At 71.9% G+C, this 15240-nt stretch carries 12 protein-coding genes; 8 read left to right on the plus strand and 4 right to left on the minus strand.

What is annotated here, in order from left to right:
• The first annotated feature begins 655 nt into the window (after positions 1-655).
• The 3 genes from ACFLFB_RS00190 (at position 656) to ACFLFB_RS00200 (ending at position 4343) form a co-directional block, all read left to right on the plus strand.
• Positions 656-2566 carry an HNH endonuclease signature motif containing protein gene (locus tag ACFLFB_RS00190; protein ID WP_392543692.1) on the plus strand — a complete coding sequence of 637 codons (1911 nt, stop codon included), beginning with the start codon at positions 656-658 and terminating at the stop codon, positions 2564-2566.
• A gap of 269 nt (positions 2567-2835) precedes the next feature.
• On the plus strand, positions 2836-3771 hold the full coding sequence (locus tag ACFLFB_RS00195; protein ID WP_392543693.1) for a Ku protein: 936 nt from the start codon (positions 2836-2838) through the stop codon (positions 3769-3771).
• A gap of 2 nt (positions 3772-3773) precedes the next feature.
• Positions 3774-4343, plus strand: coding sequence for an NYN domain-containing protein (locus tag ACFLFB_RS00200; RefSeq protein WP_392545449.1), 570 nt, complete (start codon positions 3774-3776; stop codon positions 4341-4343).
• 12 nt (positions 4344-4355) lie between these two features.
• Here ACFLFB_RS00200 and ACFLFB_RS00205 read toward each other — a convergent pair whose 3' ends face one another.
• The 3 genes from ACFLFB_RS00205 to ACFLFB_RS00215 form a co-directional block, all read right to left on the minus strand.
• Positions 4356-5111: an ABC transporter permease gene (locus ACFLFB_RS00205; protein WP_392543694.1), complete on the minus strand. Its 756-nt coding sequence runs from the start codon at positions 5109-5111 to the stop codon at positions 4356-4358.
• The gene (locus ACFLFB_RS00210; RefSeq protein ID WP_392543695.1) at positions 5111-6121 is read right to left on the minus strand and encodes an ATP-binding cassette domain-containing protein; all 1011 of its coding nucleotides are present in this window, start codon (positions 6119-6121) and stop codon (positions 5111-5113) included. Before ACFLFB_RS00210 ends, ACFLFB_RS00205 begins: the two co-directional genes overlap by 1 nt.
• A gap of 136 nt (positions 6122-6257) precedes the next feature.
• Positions 6258-6899, minus strand: a complete 642-nt coding sequence (locus tag ACFLFB_RS00215; protein ID WP_392543696.1) for a PadR family transcriptional regulator — start codon at positions 6897-6899, stop codon at positions 6258-6260.
• Positions 6900-6949: 50 nt separating this feature from the next.
• Between ACFLFB_RS00215 and ACFLFB_RS00220 the strand changes: the two genes are divergently transcribed.
• The 5 genes from ACFLFB_RS00220 to ACFLFB_RS00240 all read left to right on the plus strand — a co-directional run bounded on the left by ACFLFB_RS00220 (position 6950) and on the right by ACFLFB_RS00240 (position 13121).
• Positions 6950-7777, plus strand: a complete 828-nt coding sequence (locus ACFLFB_RS00220; protein WP_392543697.1) for an Fpg/Nei family DNA glycosylase — start codon at positions 6950-6952, stop codon at positions 7775-7777.
• 56 nt (positions 7778-7833) lie between these two features.
• On the plus strand, positions 7834-8322 hold the full coding sequence (locus ACFLFB_RS00225) for a hypothetical protein (RefSeq protein WP_392543698.1): 489 nt from the start codon (positions 7834-7836) through the stop codon (positions 8320-8322).
• Positions 8323-8671: 349 nt separating this feature from the next.
• Positions 8672-9349, plus strand: coding sequence for a slipin family protein (locus tag ACFLFB_RS00230; protein WP_392543699.1), 678 nt, complete (start codon positions 8672-8674; stop codon positions 9347-9349).
• A gap of 252 nt (positions 9350-9601) precedes the next feature.
• Complete coding sequence (locus tag ACFLFB_RS00235) at positions 9602-12112, plus strand: ATP-dependent Clp protease ATP-binding subunit (RefSeq protein WP_392543700.1); 2511 nt, start codon at positions 9602-9604, stop codon at positions 12110-12112.
• A 493-nt stretch (positions 12113-12605) separates the two neighbouring features.
• Complete coding sequence (locus ACFLFB_RS00240; protein ID WP_392543701.1) at positions 12606-13121, plus strand: amino-acid N-acetyltransferase; 516 nt, start codon at positions 12606-12608, stop codon at positions 13119-13121.
• A 4-nt stretch (positions 13122-13125) separates the two neighbouring features.
• Here the strand turns inward: ACFLFB_RS00240 and ACFLFB_RS00245 are convergent, their stop codons facing one another.
• Entirely contained in the window at positions 13126-15153 is a 2028-nt protein-coding gene (locus ACFLFB_RS00245) for a hypothetical protein (RefSeq protein ID WP_392543702.1), read from the minus strand.
• Between the last annotated feature and the right edge of the window lie 87 nt (positions 15154-15240).

The raw sequence follows: 15240 nt of genomic DNA on the forward strand, positions 1-15240 counted from the left end.
GCGCCGTCGTTCCGGTTCGCCGCTGTGTCAGGTGAGTTCATGGCGGGTTCGGTGCATCGCTGTTGGATGCCGCGGTCCTTGTGGCGGGGGTCACCGCGCGACGTGATCCCCTCCACCCCGCCCGGATGACGTGCCTCCCCTCATCACGCCCCGTCACCCTCTCCTTTGGCCGAGTCCACCCCGCCGGGAAGGAGTGGCCCACCGAGCTGCACTCGTCGCCCTTCGCCGTGGTCCAGTCCAACGCCGCCGAGGGGGGCGCCCACCAGCCAGACCGAGTCACCGCCCGCCGTGGTCCAGCCCAACCCGGCCGGGATCGGCGGGCTCTCGTTGTCCAGCCCGCGTCGGCCCAGCCCACCGCGAAGCGTGGATGGCCGCCCCCTCGTCACGAGATCACGCCACCGTGCGCACCCGTCCAATGCAACGACGGCACGACGAGCCCTCCCAAGTACCGCGACTTCCTCGTCCAGCCTTCGTCGGGGCCACCCCCTCTCCGGCGAAGAGCCATCCAACGCGGTGGACGTTGTCCCGGCGACCGCGCCGCCGGGCGGGTGGCCAAGCCATCCAATTCGCCTGGGATTCATCCACATTCGTTGAATCGAACACTTGTGCTATGCGACCGAAGCGAGTAAAATCGTGGACAGGGAAGGGGGAAACAATGACCGTCACACAGGCACCGGTTCGGGGGAACGCGGCAGGTCCGGACGAGCTCCTCGCGGTGCTCGACGACGTCGCGGCGGTGCTGTCGTCGTTGACCCTTCCTGCGGTGACGGTCGGTGGCCGGGACGCGTGGAGTGAGGTGGTGCGGACCTGCCAGCACATCGTGAACGCGGCCACGGGGGTGCAGGACGCGGCGATCGTGCGGTTGTGCGCGATCGAACCCGACGTCCTGGACGACGGCACCATTCTTGAGCGGCACCACGCGCCCGGTCACGTCTCGTTGGACGGGCCCGCGCTGGTGTCCTCCGCCCTGGACGTCACCGCCGTGCACGCCGAACGCCGCGTGCGTGGTGCGGTCCGGCTCGCTGCCGACGGCGAAGCCGGCACGAACGCGTGCACCGGGCTGGGTGGGTTGCACGACGCGATGCGTGCCGGAGCCCTCGACCCCTACCGCGCATCGGTGGTCGCTGAGGAGCTGGAGGAGGCACCACCGGAGGTCGCGGAGACCGTCGTCGCGACCCTCGGGAAGCACCTCACCCGCGAGACCGGCCCGCAGCTGCGCCGCCGCACCCGGAGACTGATCGCCCGGATCAGCCCCGACCTGCTGCACCAGCGCGCCAAGCGCGCCAGGGAGGAGTGCGGGCTGCGGCGGTGGGTCGACCAGCCCGGTGTCGACCGGTGGGAGGGCACCTTCCCCTCCGAGGACGCCGCCACCGCGTGGGCCGCGATCGACGCCCGAGCCCAACAGCTCGTCACCACCGGCACCTGCGACCGCATCGAGCGGGCCAGAGCGCAAGCGCTGGTCGACCTCGTCACCGGAAACGCCACCATCACCACCATCGTCATACTCACCACCCCCGCCACCGACGAGGGACAAGCAGGGACGCACCCGACCACGGGCCACGACACCCACCACCGGCAGGGGCGGACCTCAGTGTCGACTGAGCGCACCTCGGCACCTGCGACGGGGCGGCAACACCGACAACTCGCCCGCGTGGATGCCACGACCATCGACGAAGCCACAGCTGGGGTCGCCGTCGAGGCGATGACGGCGCCACGATCGACGAGCAGCAACCAAGGGCCGGGCGCTCCAGCCCTCACCGCACCCGAACTCCTCGACCCGACCCCGCACCACGGCCCACCCAACCGGGCCCAACGACGACGAACCAGACCCGAACCCGAAGACCTCGTCGAAGTACCCAACCCCCTGGGTGGGGAACCCATGCTCGTCGCCCGCGCCTGGCTCGACGCCCTCATCGCCTCACCCACCACCACCATCCGACCCGTCACCTGCGACCCGGCCACCGGCGCCCTCCGCACCAACATCACCACCGACACCTACCGGCCACCCAAAGAGCTCGCCGACCGCATCCGGAGACGCGACGGCAGATGCAGATTCCCCGGCTGCCACGTCAACGCCCGATTCTGCGACATCGACCACGTCCGCGCCTGGCCCACCGGCCCCACCGCCGACCACAACCTCATCTGCCTGTGCCGCCGACACCACCGCATCAAACAACGACCCGGCTGGCACCTCACCCTGCACCCCGACGCCACCGTCACTTGGACCGACCCCACCGGCAGGCAACGCACCACCGCACCCATCGACGCCCTCCGCACCATCACGCTTCCACGTGCCAACGCGGCTGAGTCCGAGACCACCCCGATGACCGCCCCCGGCCCCGCGGTCGCCATTGACGCCCACAGCTCCCTCGAGTTCGCGCTCGAACACCTCCTGGGCAGCTCGGCACCCGGTCGCCGCGGCCGGCGACCCGCCCACCGAACCGTCCAGACCCTCCGCCTCCACGGCATCACCGTCGACAACCCGGAGCGACAGTGCCACACCCGACCGCGCTTCCAACGGCGGGCGCGGACCGCGGACCGGAACCCCGACACCCCGCCGTTCTGACCCCTGGCCCCCGGATACCGTCGCCGCTCCTGCCGCGCGTCCCCCGCCCAACAGAGCCGACGGCACGCCCTGACCTACCCGCACTTCCGAACCGCCACCACAACCGAGCCACGGGCGCGGATCCGGTTGCCCCGACCACCACTCCCGCACCCGAGCACAACAAGCGGGCTGGTCGGGGGCGGGTTCCCCTGACGACGAACGGGCCTACGCTGGGTGTCTGCGGTCCCGACGGCGGGGTCGCGAGGCTCACTCGAAGGGTGTGGACGGCGATGCGGGCGATCTGGAAGGGCGCGGTCTCCTTCGGCCTGGTCAACGTGCCGGTGCGGCTGTACTCGGCGACCGAGAACCACGACGTGCAGTTCCGTCAGGTGCACCGGGAGGACGGCGGGCGCATCAAGTACAAGCGCACCTGCTCGATCGACGGCGAGGAGGTCTCCTACGACGACATCGCCAAGGGCTACGAGACCGAGGACGGCGACATGGTCGTCCTCACCGACGACGACTTCGCCGACCTGCCGAGCAAGACCTCCAAGGAGATCGGCGTGACGAAGTTCGTCCCCGCCGACCAGATCGACCCCATGTGGCTCGACAAGAGCTACTACCTCGAGCCCGACAAGGCCGCCACCAAGCCCTACGTCCTCCTCCGCGACGCCCTGGAGAAGGAGAAGCGGATGGCGATCGTCACCGTCTCCATCCGCACCCGGATGACGATGGCGGTCCTGCGCGTGCGCGACGGCGTCATCGTCATGCAGACGATGCTCTGGCCCGACGAGGTCCGCGCCGCCGACTTCGCCCACGTCGAGGAGGAGAGCCACGCGTCCAAGCAGGAGATGGACATGGCCAAGATGCTCATCGACCAGCTCGCCGGCGACTACGACCCGTCCGAGTACGAGGACGACTACGCCCTGGCGGTCAAGGAGCTGGTCCGCGCCAAGGTCGAGGGCGGCGAGGTCCGCGTGGCCGCGGTCGAGCCGGAGGAGTCCGGTGAGGTCGTCGACCTCCTCGCGGCGCTGGCCCGCTCCGTGGAGAAGGCCAAGGCCTCCCGCGGCGAGGCTCCGGAGCCGGCCAAGCCCGCGGCCAAGAAGACCGCGGCCAAGGCCCCCGCCACGAAGACCGCCTCGAAGACCCCGGCGAAGAAGACCAGCGCCACCAAGACCACCGCGTCGAAGTCCGCGGCCAAGAAGAGCGAGAAGAAGGCGAGCTGACCATCGCATCCGACGGCCGTCGCACGTTCGTCCTCGTCGACGGTGAGAACCTCGATGCCACCCTCGGCTCGTCGGTCCTCGGCCGCCGGCCCCAGCCCGAGGAGCGGCCCCGCTGGCAGCGGGTGACCGACCACTTCGAGGAGCAGTGGGACCAGCAGGTCACCGGCCTGTTCTTCCTCAACGTCTCCAACGGCACCCTGCCCCTGCCGTTCGTCCAGGCCCTCCTCGCCAACGGCTACCGCCCGGTGCCGCTCACCGGCTCCGGCGCCGAGGGCGAGAAGGTCGTCGACCTCGGCATCCAGCGCACCCTCGACGCGCTGCGCACCCACCCGGATGCCGACGTCGTCCTCGCCAGCCACGACGCCGACTTCGCCCCGCACTTGCACGCGCTCGTCGAGGACGGCCGCCGGGTCGCGGTCGTCGGATTCCGCGAGTTCACGGCCCAGACGCTGCTCGTCGAGGGCATCGAGCACGTCGACCTCGAGTACGACATCAACGCCTTCAACGGTCAGCTGCCGCGTGTGCGCGTCATCTCCCTCGCCGACTTCGACCCCGAGGAGTTCCTCCGCTGACCGGTCGGGCGCTCAGGCGTTCTCCTTCCGGAACGTCGACGTGCCCCACCACATCGCGAGGACGAACAGCACCGACGCCCAGACCGACCCCCACAGCAGGGGCGAGGTGGCGAAGTCGCCCGAGAAGGTCGTGCGCACGGCGTCGGTGACCCACTTGAACGGCATCCAGTCGCTCACGGTCTGCAGCCACTTCGGGCCCAGCGTCATCGGCAGCAGGATGCCGCTGAGCAGCAGCACCGGCATCATCACCATGTTGATGACCGGGGCCATGACGTCCTCGGACTTCGTCGTCAGCGCCAGCGCGTTCGAGGCCGCGGCACACGCCCCGCCGACGAGCAGCGTGATGAGCACCCCGACCGCGATCCCGGCGGCCGACCCGCGCATCCCCATCCACAGGCCGAGGCCGACGAGGATCAGTGCCTGGACGAACAGCTGCACGAGGTCGCGCACCAGCCGTCCGAACAGCAGCGCCGTGCGGCTGGCCGGGGTGACCCGCTCGGCCTCGATGACGCCCTCGCGCCACTCGCCGATGAGGCTGAACCCCGCGAAGAACGCCCCGAAGATCCCGAGCTGCACGAGCATGCCCGGCACGAAGAAGGTCAGGTAGTTGTCATAGCCGAACTGGCCGGCGATCGGCTTGAGCAGCGGACCGAAGAGGAGCAGGTAGAGCACCGGCTGGAGCATGCCGATGATGACCCACGCCGGGTTGCGCAGGTTCATCCGCAGCTGGCGGCGGAAGACGATGTACGAGTCGCGGAGGAACTGCATCACTTCTCCTCGGGGGTGGTCTCGGGGGTCGCCTCGGCGTCGCGCAGCGAGCGACCGGTGAGCGTGAGGAAGACGTCGTCGAGCGTGGGCCGGACGACCTCGATGGAGGCGAGCGCGACCCCGGCGTCGTGGAGGTCGCGCAGCAGCCCGGGCACCGCGGTGCCCGCCCGCGGTACCCGCGCCCGCACGTGCGAGCCGTCGACCTCGACCGCCGTGCCGTCGCCACGGGCCAGGTCGGCGATCGACCCCAGCCGCCGCGCGGCCTCCGACACCAGCGCGGCGTCCTCGAGCCCGAGGTCGACGAGGTCGCCGGACACCTGCGCCTTGAGGTTGTCGGCGGTGTCGGCGGCCACGATCTTCCCGTGGTCGATGATGACGATCCGGTCGGCGAGCGCGTCGGCCTCGTCGAGGTAGTGGGTCGTGAGCAGCACGGTGGCGCCGCGCGCGTCGCGCAGCGCCCGGATGTGCTCCCAGAGGTTGGCGCGGGCCTGCGGGTCCAGGCCGGTCGTCGGCTCGTCGAGGAAGACGAGCGTGGGGTCGTGGACCAGGCCCATGACGATGTCGAGCCGGCGCCTCTGGCCACCGGACATCGCCTTGGGCATGCGGTCCCAGAGGCCCTCGAGGTCGAGCTGGGTGAACAGCTCCTTGCCGCGTCGCCGCGCCTCGGCCTGCGACATGCCGTAGAGCATCCCGTGGTCGCTCACCTCGTCGCCGGCACGCGCCCCGCTGAACGCCCCACCCGTCTGCGACACGTACCCGATGGCGCGCCGCACCTGCAGCGACTCGCGCACGACGTCGAACCCGGCCACCGTGGCCGTGCCGGCCGTCGGCTTGAGCAGCGTCGTGAGCATCCGCAGCGTCGTCGTCTTGCCGGCCCCGTTGGGTCCGAGGAACCCCACGACCTCGCCCTCGGCGACGTCGAGGTCGACCCCGTCGACCGCCCGCACCTCGGTCTTCGTGCGGCCCTTCTTCGTCGTGAACGTCTGGACCAGTCCCCTGGCTTCGATCATGGCTCTCCCTCGGTCACCCTCGAACACCGAGAGTGTTCAACATTGAACATCGCCCCGTCAACCCCGGTGGTCGACCTCGACCCGACCACTGTCCCGCGCCCCACCGACAGGCCACCAGACCGCGAGAACGGACGCGTCAGGACCTCGCGATGAGCTCGAGGTAGCGGGCCCGTTCGTGCGCCATCGTCCAGCCGGGGTCGTCGGCCGGCGGCGCCCAGGTCGCGTCCTCCCCGGCGAGCTCGAGGTCGCCGGCGTCGACCCGCCCGACGAGGTCCACGAGCCACTCGCGTTCGGTGACGGCCAGCCCCATCCACAGGTCGGCCATGGCGCGGACGTGCGGCGGCATCCCGGCGGCGTCGTGCCGGCCGTCGACCTGCTCGCGCACCTTGACGTCGAGGGCGGCGAGCCGCTCGCGCAGCGCCGACGCGACATCCACCCGCGTCACCAACGGCATCAGAGCAACGGCGGTGTGGAACGGCAACGGGGACAACAGGTCCAGCGACACCACGGCGTCACGCCACAGCCGCTGCAGCTCGGCCCGGCCCGCCTCGGTGCTCGTGTACACGGCCACCTCACGCGTCCCGTCGACGAGGTCGTGCCGCTCGAGGTTGCCCTGCCGCGCCAGCGTCGCCAGCCCCGAGTAGATCGACCCGGGGTTGACGTGGGCCCAGTCCTCGACCTGCCACGAGAGCAGCTCGCGACGCAGCTGGTACCCGTTGACCGGCTCGAAGATCATGACGCTGCCCAGGAGCAGCAGTCGGGTCTCGGTGGCCGCCATGACCGGAAGTGTAGGAGCGGCCGTCGTGGGCGCCGCCTACGCTGGCGCCCATGCCCGAGGGACACACGCTGTTCGCGCTCGCCCGCGACCTCCACGAGGCCTTCGCCGGCTCGCACCCCGAGGTCACCAGCCCGCAGGGCAAGTTCGCCGACGGGGCCGCCGAGCTCACCGGCCGCGAGCTCGTCAGCGCCACGTCCCGCGGCAAGCACCTCCTCGTCGAGTTCTCCGGCGAGCGCTGGCTGCACGTGCACCTCGGCCTCATCGGCACCTTCACCGTCGACGAGCACGAGTGGACCGCCGAGGTCCCCGTCGTCGGGCAGGTGCGGCTGCGGCTGCGCACCCCGGAGCACGTCGCCGACCTGCGTGGCCCCAACCTGTGCACGGTCATCACCCCGGAGGAGGTCGACGCCGTCCTCGCGCGGCTGGGTCCCGACCCGCTCCGCCCGGGTGCCGACCCCGACGTCGCGTGGACCCGCATCCACCGCTCCTCGCGCAGCATCGCCGAGCTCCTCATGGACCAGTCGGTGCTCGCCGGGGTCGGCAACGTCTACCGCTCCGAGGTGCTCTTCCGGCACCGCCTCTCCCCGTTCACCGAGGGCAAGGACCTCAAGCGCGCCTCGTGGCGCCTCGTCTGGGACGACCTCGTGCGCCTGCTCCCCCTCGGCGTCACCACCGGGCGCATCGTCACGGTCGAGGACCAGGTGCTCGACGTCGAGGCGGCCCTGGGCCGTGGTGAGGTCCCCCGCCTCACCGAACGCTCGTCGTCGGTCTACAAGCAGGCCGGGATGCCGTGCCCCGCCTGCGGCTCGAGGGTCCGCACCCAGGTGGTCGCCGGCCGCAACCTGTTCTGGTGCGGCCGCTGCCAGCGCCGCCGCTGACGCCGCGACCGACCCGACCCGTGACAGCCGGCCCGCGCCACTGGTAGGCAGGGCCGGTGAGCAGCGCCACCGACCCCCACGTCCTCCACGACGGTCACCACCCCACGCCCTTCACCGCCGACGAGATCCGCGACGCCAGCCCGGACGGGCGCACCCTCACCGTCACGACCGCCCCTGCCGGCGCACCCCCGAGCACCGTCCGCATCCGGTACACGGAGGGCGACGCCGCCGGTGCCGTGCAGGTCCGCACCCCGCTCGAGGAGGACGGCCGCGAGGGGGAGGCGACGAGCACGGTCGTCACCTGGGCCGCCCTCCAGGGGCACGCCTCCTTCCCCGTCGCCACGACGACCCGCGACGAGGTCGACCTCGACCACGAGCTCGGCGCCCTGCACTGCCTGCGCTACACCGCCACCGACGGCGAGGACGTCGACACCTTCTGGTTCGACCTCGCCCGCCCCGGGATGCCGGTGCGCGTGCAGAGCGCGCGGTCCGGCAGTACCGTCGTGGTGATGACGGTCGTCGCCGACGAGGTCCTCCGCACCTGACCCCGGCGGCGCCCGCGCCGAAAACCAGTGGCGCGCACCACCCCTCGACCCTCACCCTTGACCACGGACAGCGGGAGGGGAAGCAGTCGCACCGGCGTGCCGGCACCGCGGCTGCGCGTCGCCCCTTCCGTCCTGGATCCATTGCGCTGGTCACGCAGCCGTTCAGGCATGTCGGGGTTCGAGTCCCCTGGCGCCATCGGCCGGGTCACGGGAGCCACGGGCCCTGCGGTCCGGAACGCCGCCGACACGGGGTGCTCCGGGCCCCGCCCGCGGCGCTCGCCGGCCGATGGCGTCGCCCGATGTCCACCGACCACGTCCTGTCCCCGACCGCGCCCGAGGAGGTGCCGTCATGTCCCTCTTCACCCTCACCGTCCCCGCCCGCCACGTCGGGGTCGAGTACCGCCACGGCCGGTTCGTCGGCGTGCTCGAGGCCGGCCGGCACCCGCGGCGCCTCGGACAGCGCGTCGTCGTCCTCGACCTGCGCGAGTCGCTGCTCACCGTCGCCCCGCAGGAGGTCCCGACCTCCGAGGGCATCGCGGTCAAGGTGTCGGCGACCGTCCGCTGGGCGGTCTCCGACCCGGTCGCGTTCCTCGAGCGCTCGGGCGACCCGCTGGCGACCGTCTACCTCGCGACCCAGGTCGCGCTGCGCGACGCGCTCTCCGGCCTCGCGGTCGAGGACGTCGTGACCCGGCGCACGGTCCTGCCGGCGCAGGCCCTCACCGACGCGGTCGCCGCGGCCGGTGACGCGGTCGGCATCGGTGTCGCCGAGGTCGTCGTCCGCGACGTCATCGTCCCCGCCGAGCTCCGGCACGCGGCGATGGAGGTCGTCGCGGCCCGCTCGCGCGGCGCGGCCCAGCTGGAGGCCGCCCGGGCCGAGACCGCAGCCCTGCGCTCGCTCGCCAACGGCGCGCGCCTGCTCGACGCCCACCCGGCGCTGGCGCGGCTGCGGCTGGTCCAGGCGGCGCCGCACGGCTCGACCCTCGTCCTACGCCTCGGCGCGGACGGTCCGGACGCGGCCGGCGACTGACGGCACGGCGGCGCCCCCCACCGGATGGTGGCGGGGCGCCGCCTTCGCCACACCCCGTCGGGAGCGCCCCGACGACCCCTGAACAGGGCCTTCGCGCTCTGCCGACAGCGAACACGGAACACCCGCACCACGCGCCCGCGTTGACCCCCTCGAGAAGCGCGCCGTCCGGCGACCGGTCCACTCGCGAAAGCGGGGGGCCGCTCCCAGCCGGCGCGACTAGCATCGAGGAGACTCGACGTCAGGAGAAGCACCATGTTCGAACGGTTCACCGACCGCGCAAGGCGCGTCGTCGTGCTCGCCCAGGAGGAGGCACGAGGGCTCAACCACAACTACATCGGCACCGAGCACATCCTCCTCGGCCTCATCCACGAGGGCGAGGGAGTGGCCAGCAAGGCCCTCGAGAGCCTCGGCATCTCGCTGGAGGCCGTCCGCGAGCAGGTGCAGGAGATCATCGGCCAGGGCCAGCAGGCCCCCACCGGTCACATCCCGTTCACGCCGCGGGCCAAGAAGGTCCTCGAGCTCAGCCTGCGCGAGGCGCTGCAGCTGGGCCACAACTACATCGGCACCGAGCACATCCTGCTCGGCCTCATCCGCGAGGGTGAGGGCGTCGCGGCCCAGGTGCTCGTCAAGCTCGGCGCCGACCTCTCGCGCGTGCGCCAGCAGGTCATCCAGCTGATCTCGGGCTACCAGGGCGGCAAGGAGGGCTCCTCCGGGGGCTCCGGCGCCACCTCCGGCGGTCCCGCCGAGGGCACCCCGGCCGGCTCGCTGGTCCTCGACCAGTTCGGCCGCAACCTCACCTCCGCCGCCCGCGAGGGCAAGCTCGACCCCGTCATCGGGCGCGAGAAGGAGATCGAGCGGGTCATGCAGGTGCTCTCGCGCCGCACGAAGAACAACCCGGTCCTCATCGGCGAGCCCGGCGTCGGCAAGACCGCCGTCGTCGAGGGCCTGGCCCAGGACATCGTGCGCGGCGAGGTGCCCGAGACCCTCAAGGACAAGCAGCTCTACACCCTCGACCTCGGCGCGCTCGTCGCCGGCAGCCGCTACCGCGGTGACTTCGAGGAGCGGCTGAAGAAGGTCCTCAAGGAGATCCGCACCCGCGGCGACATCGTCCTGTTCATCGACGAGATCCACACCCTCGTGGGTGCGGGTGCCGCCGAGGGCGCCATCGACGCCGCGAGCATCCTCAAGCCGATGCTCGCCCGCGGTGAGCTCCAGGTCATCGGGGCCACCACCCTCGACGAGTACCGCAAGCACATCGAGAAGGACGCCGCGCTCGAGCGCCGCTTCCAGCCGATCCAGGTCGCCGAGCCCACGCTGGCCCACGCGATCGAGATCCTCAAGGGCCTGCGCGACCGCTACGAGGCGCACCACCGCGTGTCCATCACCGACGGGGCGCTCGTCGCCGCGGCGAACATGGCCGACCGGTACGTCAACGACCGCTTCCTCCCGGACAAGGCGATCGACCTCATCGACGAGGCGGGCGCGCGACTGCGCATCCGCCGGATGACGGCGCCGCCGGACCTGCGCGAGTTCGACGAGCGCATCGCGTCCGTCGTGCGCGAGAAGGAGTCGGCGATCGACGGGCAGGACTTCGAGAAGGCCGCGCGCCTGCGCGACGACGAGAAGAACCTGCGCGCCGAGAAGTCGCGCCGCGAGGCCGAGTGGAAGTCCGGCGACATGGACGTCATCGCCGAGGTCGACGAGGAGCTCATCGCCGAGGTCCTCGCGGCCTCCACGGGCATCCCGGTCTTCAAGCTGACCGAGGAGGAGTCCAGCCGCCTGCTCCACATGGAGGACGAGCTGCACAAGCGGGTCGTCGGCATGGACGAGGCCATCAAGTCGCTCTCCCAGGCCATCCGCCGCACCCGCGCCGGCCTGAAGGACCCCCGCCGTCCCGGTGGCTCGTTCATCTTCGCCGGCCCCACGGGCGTCGGGAAGACCGAGCTGGCCAAGACGCTGGCGGAGTTCCTCTTCGGCGACGAGGACAGCCTCATCCAGCTCGACATGTCCGAGTACAGCGAGAAGCACACCGTCTCGCGGCTCTTCGGCTCGCCTCCCGGCTACGTCGGCTACGAGGAGGGCGGCCAGCTCACCGAGAAGGTGCGCCGCAAGCCCTTCTCCGTCGTGCTCTTCGACGAGGTCGAGAAGGCCCACCCGGAGATCTTCAACAGCCTGCTCCAGGTGCTCGAGGACGGCCGCCTCACCGACTCGCAGGGTCGGATGGTCGACTTCAAGAACACCGTCATCATCATGACGACCAACCTGGGCACCCGGGACATCTCCAAGGGCTCGCTCGGCTTCTCCGCCGGCCCCGACACCCGCTCGGACTACGACCGGATGAAGGCCAAGGTCATCGACGAGCTCAAGCAGCACTTCCGCCCGGAGTTCCTCAACCGCGTCGACGACACCATCGTCTTCCCGCAGCTGAGCCGGCCGGAGATCGTGCAGATCGTCGACCTCGAGATCGCCAAGCTCGACAAGCGGCTCAAGGACAAGGACATGGGCCTCGAGCTCACGCCCGCGGCCAAGGACCTCCTGGCGATCAAGGGCTACGACCCCGTGCTGGGAGCGCGACCGCTGCGCCGCACCATCCAGCGCGAGATCGAGGACGTGCTCTCGGAGAAGATCCTCTTCGGCGAGCTGAAGTCCGGCGAGATCGTCGCGATCGACGCCACCGGCGAGGAGAAGGACGCCACCTTCACCTTCGAGGGCACGCCGCACTCGCGGGCCATCGAGGTGCCGGTCGTCGTCGCCGAGGGCTGATCCCGCGGCAGGGTTTCCGACTCCGCTCACGAAGGGCCCCGACCACCACGGTCGGGGCCCTTCGGCGTCCCTCCAGAACCGTCCGTCACGACCGTCCCGCAGGTCCCCCACGACGACGAACCTGCAGGTGGAGGGCTCGCGGCTCTCAGGTAAGTCTGACCAAACCTTTGACATCCCTTTACCCAACCGCGGCTGGGGGTGGCGCAGACTTGAGCGTGCAAGAGCCTCCGGGGCATCTTGCGCGAGCGGCCCGCCACCACCCCTGCGGTGGCGGGCCGCCACCATCTCCACCTTTCCGGGACGGGAGAGGGTGGCGGGCCACCGGCCAGCCCCGCACCGCTGTGCTCAACAGCGCGGGGCCGGCTCGGGTGTGCCAGCCGGCGGTCCGCCACCCACCGCCCCGACACCGGGCACCGCGCCCGCACTGCCTCGCATCGCATCGCATCGCGGGCCACGACCGCGCCGCTCCCCGCCTGCCGACTACGCTCGCCCCGTGCCCGCGACCGACCACCCCGCGCCCGTCATCCGGGCGGCCACGACCGCCGACGTCCGCGCCATCCGGGGCCTCGTCGCGCCCCTGGCCGAGCGCCGGGTGCTGCTGAACAAGGAGGCCGTGGCGTACTACGAGTCGGTCGGGGACTTCGTCGTCGCCGAGCTCGACGGCGTCGTCGTCGGCTGCGGCGCCGTGCACGTGCTGTGGGAGGACCTCGGCGAGGTGCGCACCCTCGCCGTCGCCGACACCGCCCTGGGCCACGGCGTCGGCTCGGCCCTGCTCGAGCGCCTCGTGGAGCGGGCCCGCGCCCTCGGGCTGTCCCGGCTGTTCTGCCTCACCTTCGAGACGTCCTTCTTCGCCCGCCACGGCTTCGAGGTCATCGAGGGCCAGGCGGTGGAGCCCGAGGTCTACCTCGAGCTGCTGCGCTCGTACGACGAGGGCGTGGCCGAGTTCCTCGACCTCGAGCGGGTCAAGCCGAACACCCTGGGCAACACGAGGATGCTGCGCGTCCTCTGAGCGCTCAGATCGTGCGCTCGGGCGTCCAGTCCGGTGCCACGACGACCCCACCACCGGAGGCGTCGAGCAGCCGCTGCCGCTCCTGTGCCCGGCGGGCGGCCCGCGCCCGGCGGGAGGTGACCACGAGGCGCGCCAGCAGCAGGCCGCCGGCCAGGAGCACGAAGAGCACGACCGGCAGCGCGAGGCCGACGAGCAGGGACTTGTCCGCGCGGGCCGTGGCGTCCTTCGCGGCCGCCGTGGCCTCGTCGAGCTTGCCGGCGCCGAGCAGGCCCACGGCCTCGACCGCGCGGCCGTCGACGCCGAGGATGGCGGCCCCGAGCTCGCTCAGCGGGTCGCGGTCCGTGGACGCGGCCTGCTCGGCCCGGCCCACCTCGGAGACCGCGGTGGCGGCCTTGGGCAGCGAGGCCGACAGGGCGGCGTACTGCCCCTCCTGGTCGGCCTTCTCGTACGACGCGCGGATGACGTCGGGCACCTCGACGCCCGACCCCTTCGCCGCCTGCTGCACGGCCACCGCCTTGGCGCCCAGCGCCGCCACCTTCGCCCGCACGGAGGCAGCGCGCTCGAAGTCCCAGGCCGTCATGGCGTCGCGCAGGCCCTCCGGGGGCGACCAGACGCCGTCGGCCTCGTCGAGGGCGGCGTACGCGGTGCGCTCCTTGGCCCGCACGGGCAGGCTCTCGCGCTCGTCGTCGGTGAGCGCCCAGCGGGCGAACACCGTGGACGCGTCCTCCACGCCGGCGCGCGTCTCGAGCAGGTCCAGCCAGCGGGCCCAGGTGGTGCGGCCGCCGTCGGTGTCGCGGGTGCCCTTCGGGTCGTAGGCCCGCTCCCCACGGATGGCAGCGGCGACGACGGCGGCGAACGCGTCGTCATCGAGGCCGCGGGTCACGTCGCGGGTCGCCAGGTACGAGGCCGGGTACGCGAAGGACTCGATGTCGCCGGACCGGTCGGAGGCCGAGCCGCCCCACTCGTTGAGCGGCAGCGCGTTCTTCGAGCCGGGCGTGACGCGGGGGTGGTCCTGGGGCGTGCCGCCGGTGGCCTCGACGGCGCGCTCGGCGACCACCTGGGCCAGCCCCTCGGAGACCCAGCGCTCGGAGAAGCGGTCGCCCTGGAGCCAGGCGTGCGACAGCTCGTGGTAGATCAGGTCGGCGTCGAGCGCCTCGCCCACGACGATCTCGTCGTCGCTGGGGTCGAACCAGCCGTCGTACCCGTAGACCGAGGGGGCGGTGTCCTCGCGGATGCGCTCGAGCCCGCCGGGCCACGGCGTGCCGACGAGCTTCTCCAGCGCCGGGATCCCCGTGGTGACGCGGTCGGCGACGAAGTCGGCCCATTTCGTGTCGTCGCGGAAGCCGCGCAGCACGAGGGCGGTGCCCGCGACCTCCACGGTGCGCTCGTCGGCCTGCTTCGGGTCGCGCAGCGAGACCACCGCGAAGAAGCCGCCGTCCCCGTCGCTGGACGTCGACCGGTGCGTGGTCGTGCCGCCCTTCTCCGTGGAGGTGAACGCCTCGCTCGTGGCGTCGAACGACATCGAGGTGGGGGCGACGACCTCCACGGTGTTGCGGCCGTCGTCGCCCACGCCGTACACGGCGAACGAGGCGTACCCGGGCCCGACACGGGTGGTGTCCTTCGAGCGCGGCTTCTCGCCCGGCACCTCGAAGGTCAGCTCGATGGTGCGCGAGCGGTTGTACAGCAGGTTCGGGAAGGAGATGCGGGCCAGCCGGGTCGACGCGTCCTCCGTGCTCTTGACCGAGACCGGGAGGGAGGAGCCGTTGCTGCGCGCCCGGACCTTCTCGGCACCGGCGGGGACCGGCACGGTGAAGGCGTTGTAGAAGTAGTAGGTGTTCCCCTGGTCGGGGGTGACGTTGCGCAGCTCGATGCGGACGGTCGCCTCGACCGTGGTGCGCTTGGCGTCGAGGACGTAGCGGCTGGTGGCGCCGGTGGCGAGGCCCTCGTCGGCCAGCGCCGGCTGGGCGAGCAGCACCACGGTGACCGCGAGCGCGGTGACCCAGGGCGCGCGTCGCCTCGTCGTGTCCCCCACGATGTCCGTTCCTCCAGCTCGTCCGCCGCGCGCCGGCCGCGGCGTGCTGGGACAAGGGTAAGCCGGGAGGGCTCGCGGGGGCAGGGA

The sequence above is a fragment of the Oryzobacter telluris genome, assembly GCF_043099285.1.
GTDB classification, from domain to species: domain Bacteria; phylum Actinomycetota; class Actinomycetes; order Actinomycetales; family Dermatophilaceae; genus Oryzobacter; species Oryzobacter telluris.

Coding starts and splice junctions, on each gene's coding strand:
- ACFLFB_RS00190 (WP_392543692.1), top strand. CDS start 656: ATGACCGTCACACAGGCACCGGTTCGGGGGAACGCGGCAGGTCCGGAC.
- ACFLFB_RS00195 (WP_392543693.1), top strand. CDS start 2,836: ATGCGGGCGATCTGGAAGGGCGCGGTCTCCTTCGGCCTGGTCAACGTG.
- ACFLFB_RS00205 (WP_392543694.1), bottom strand. CDS start 5,111: ATGCAGTTCCTCCGCGACTCGTACATCGTCTTCCGCCGCCAGCTGCGG.
- ACFLFB_RS00210 (WP_392543695.1), bottom strand. CDS start 6,121: ATGATCGAAGCCAGGGGACTGGTCCAGACGTTCACGACGAAGAAGGGC.
- ACFLFB_RS00215 (WP_392543696.1), bottom strand. CDS start 6,899: ATGGCGGCCACCGAGACCCGACTGCTGCTCCTGGGCAGCGTCATGATC.
- ACFLFB_RS00220 (WP_392543697.1), top strand. CDS start 6,950: ATGCCCGAGGGACACACGCTGTTCGCGCTCGCCCGCGACCTCCACGAG.
- ACFLFB_RS00230 (WP_392543699.1), top strand. CDS start 8,672: ATGTCCCTCTTCACCCTCACCGTCCCCGCCCGCCACGTCGGGGTCGAG.
- ACFLFB_RS00235 (WP_392543700.1), top strand. CDS start 9,602: ATGTTCGAACGGTTCACCGACCGCGCAAGGCGCGTCGTCGTGCTCGCC.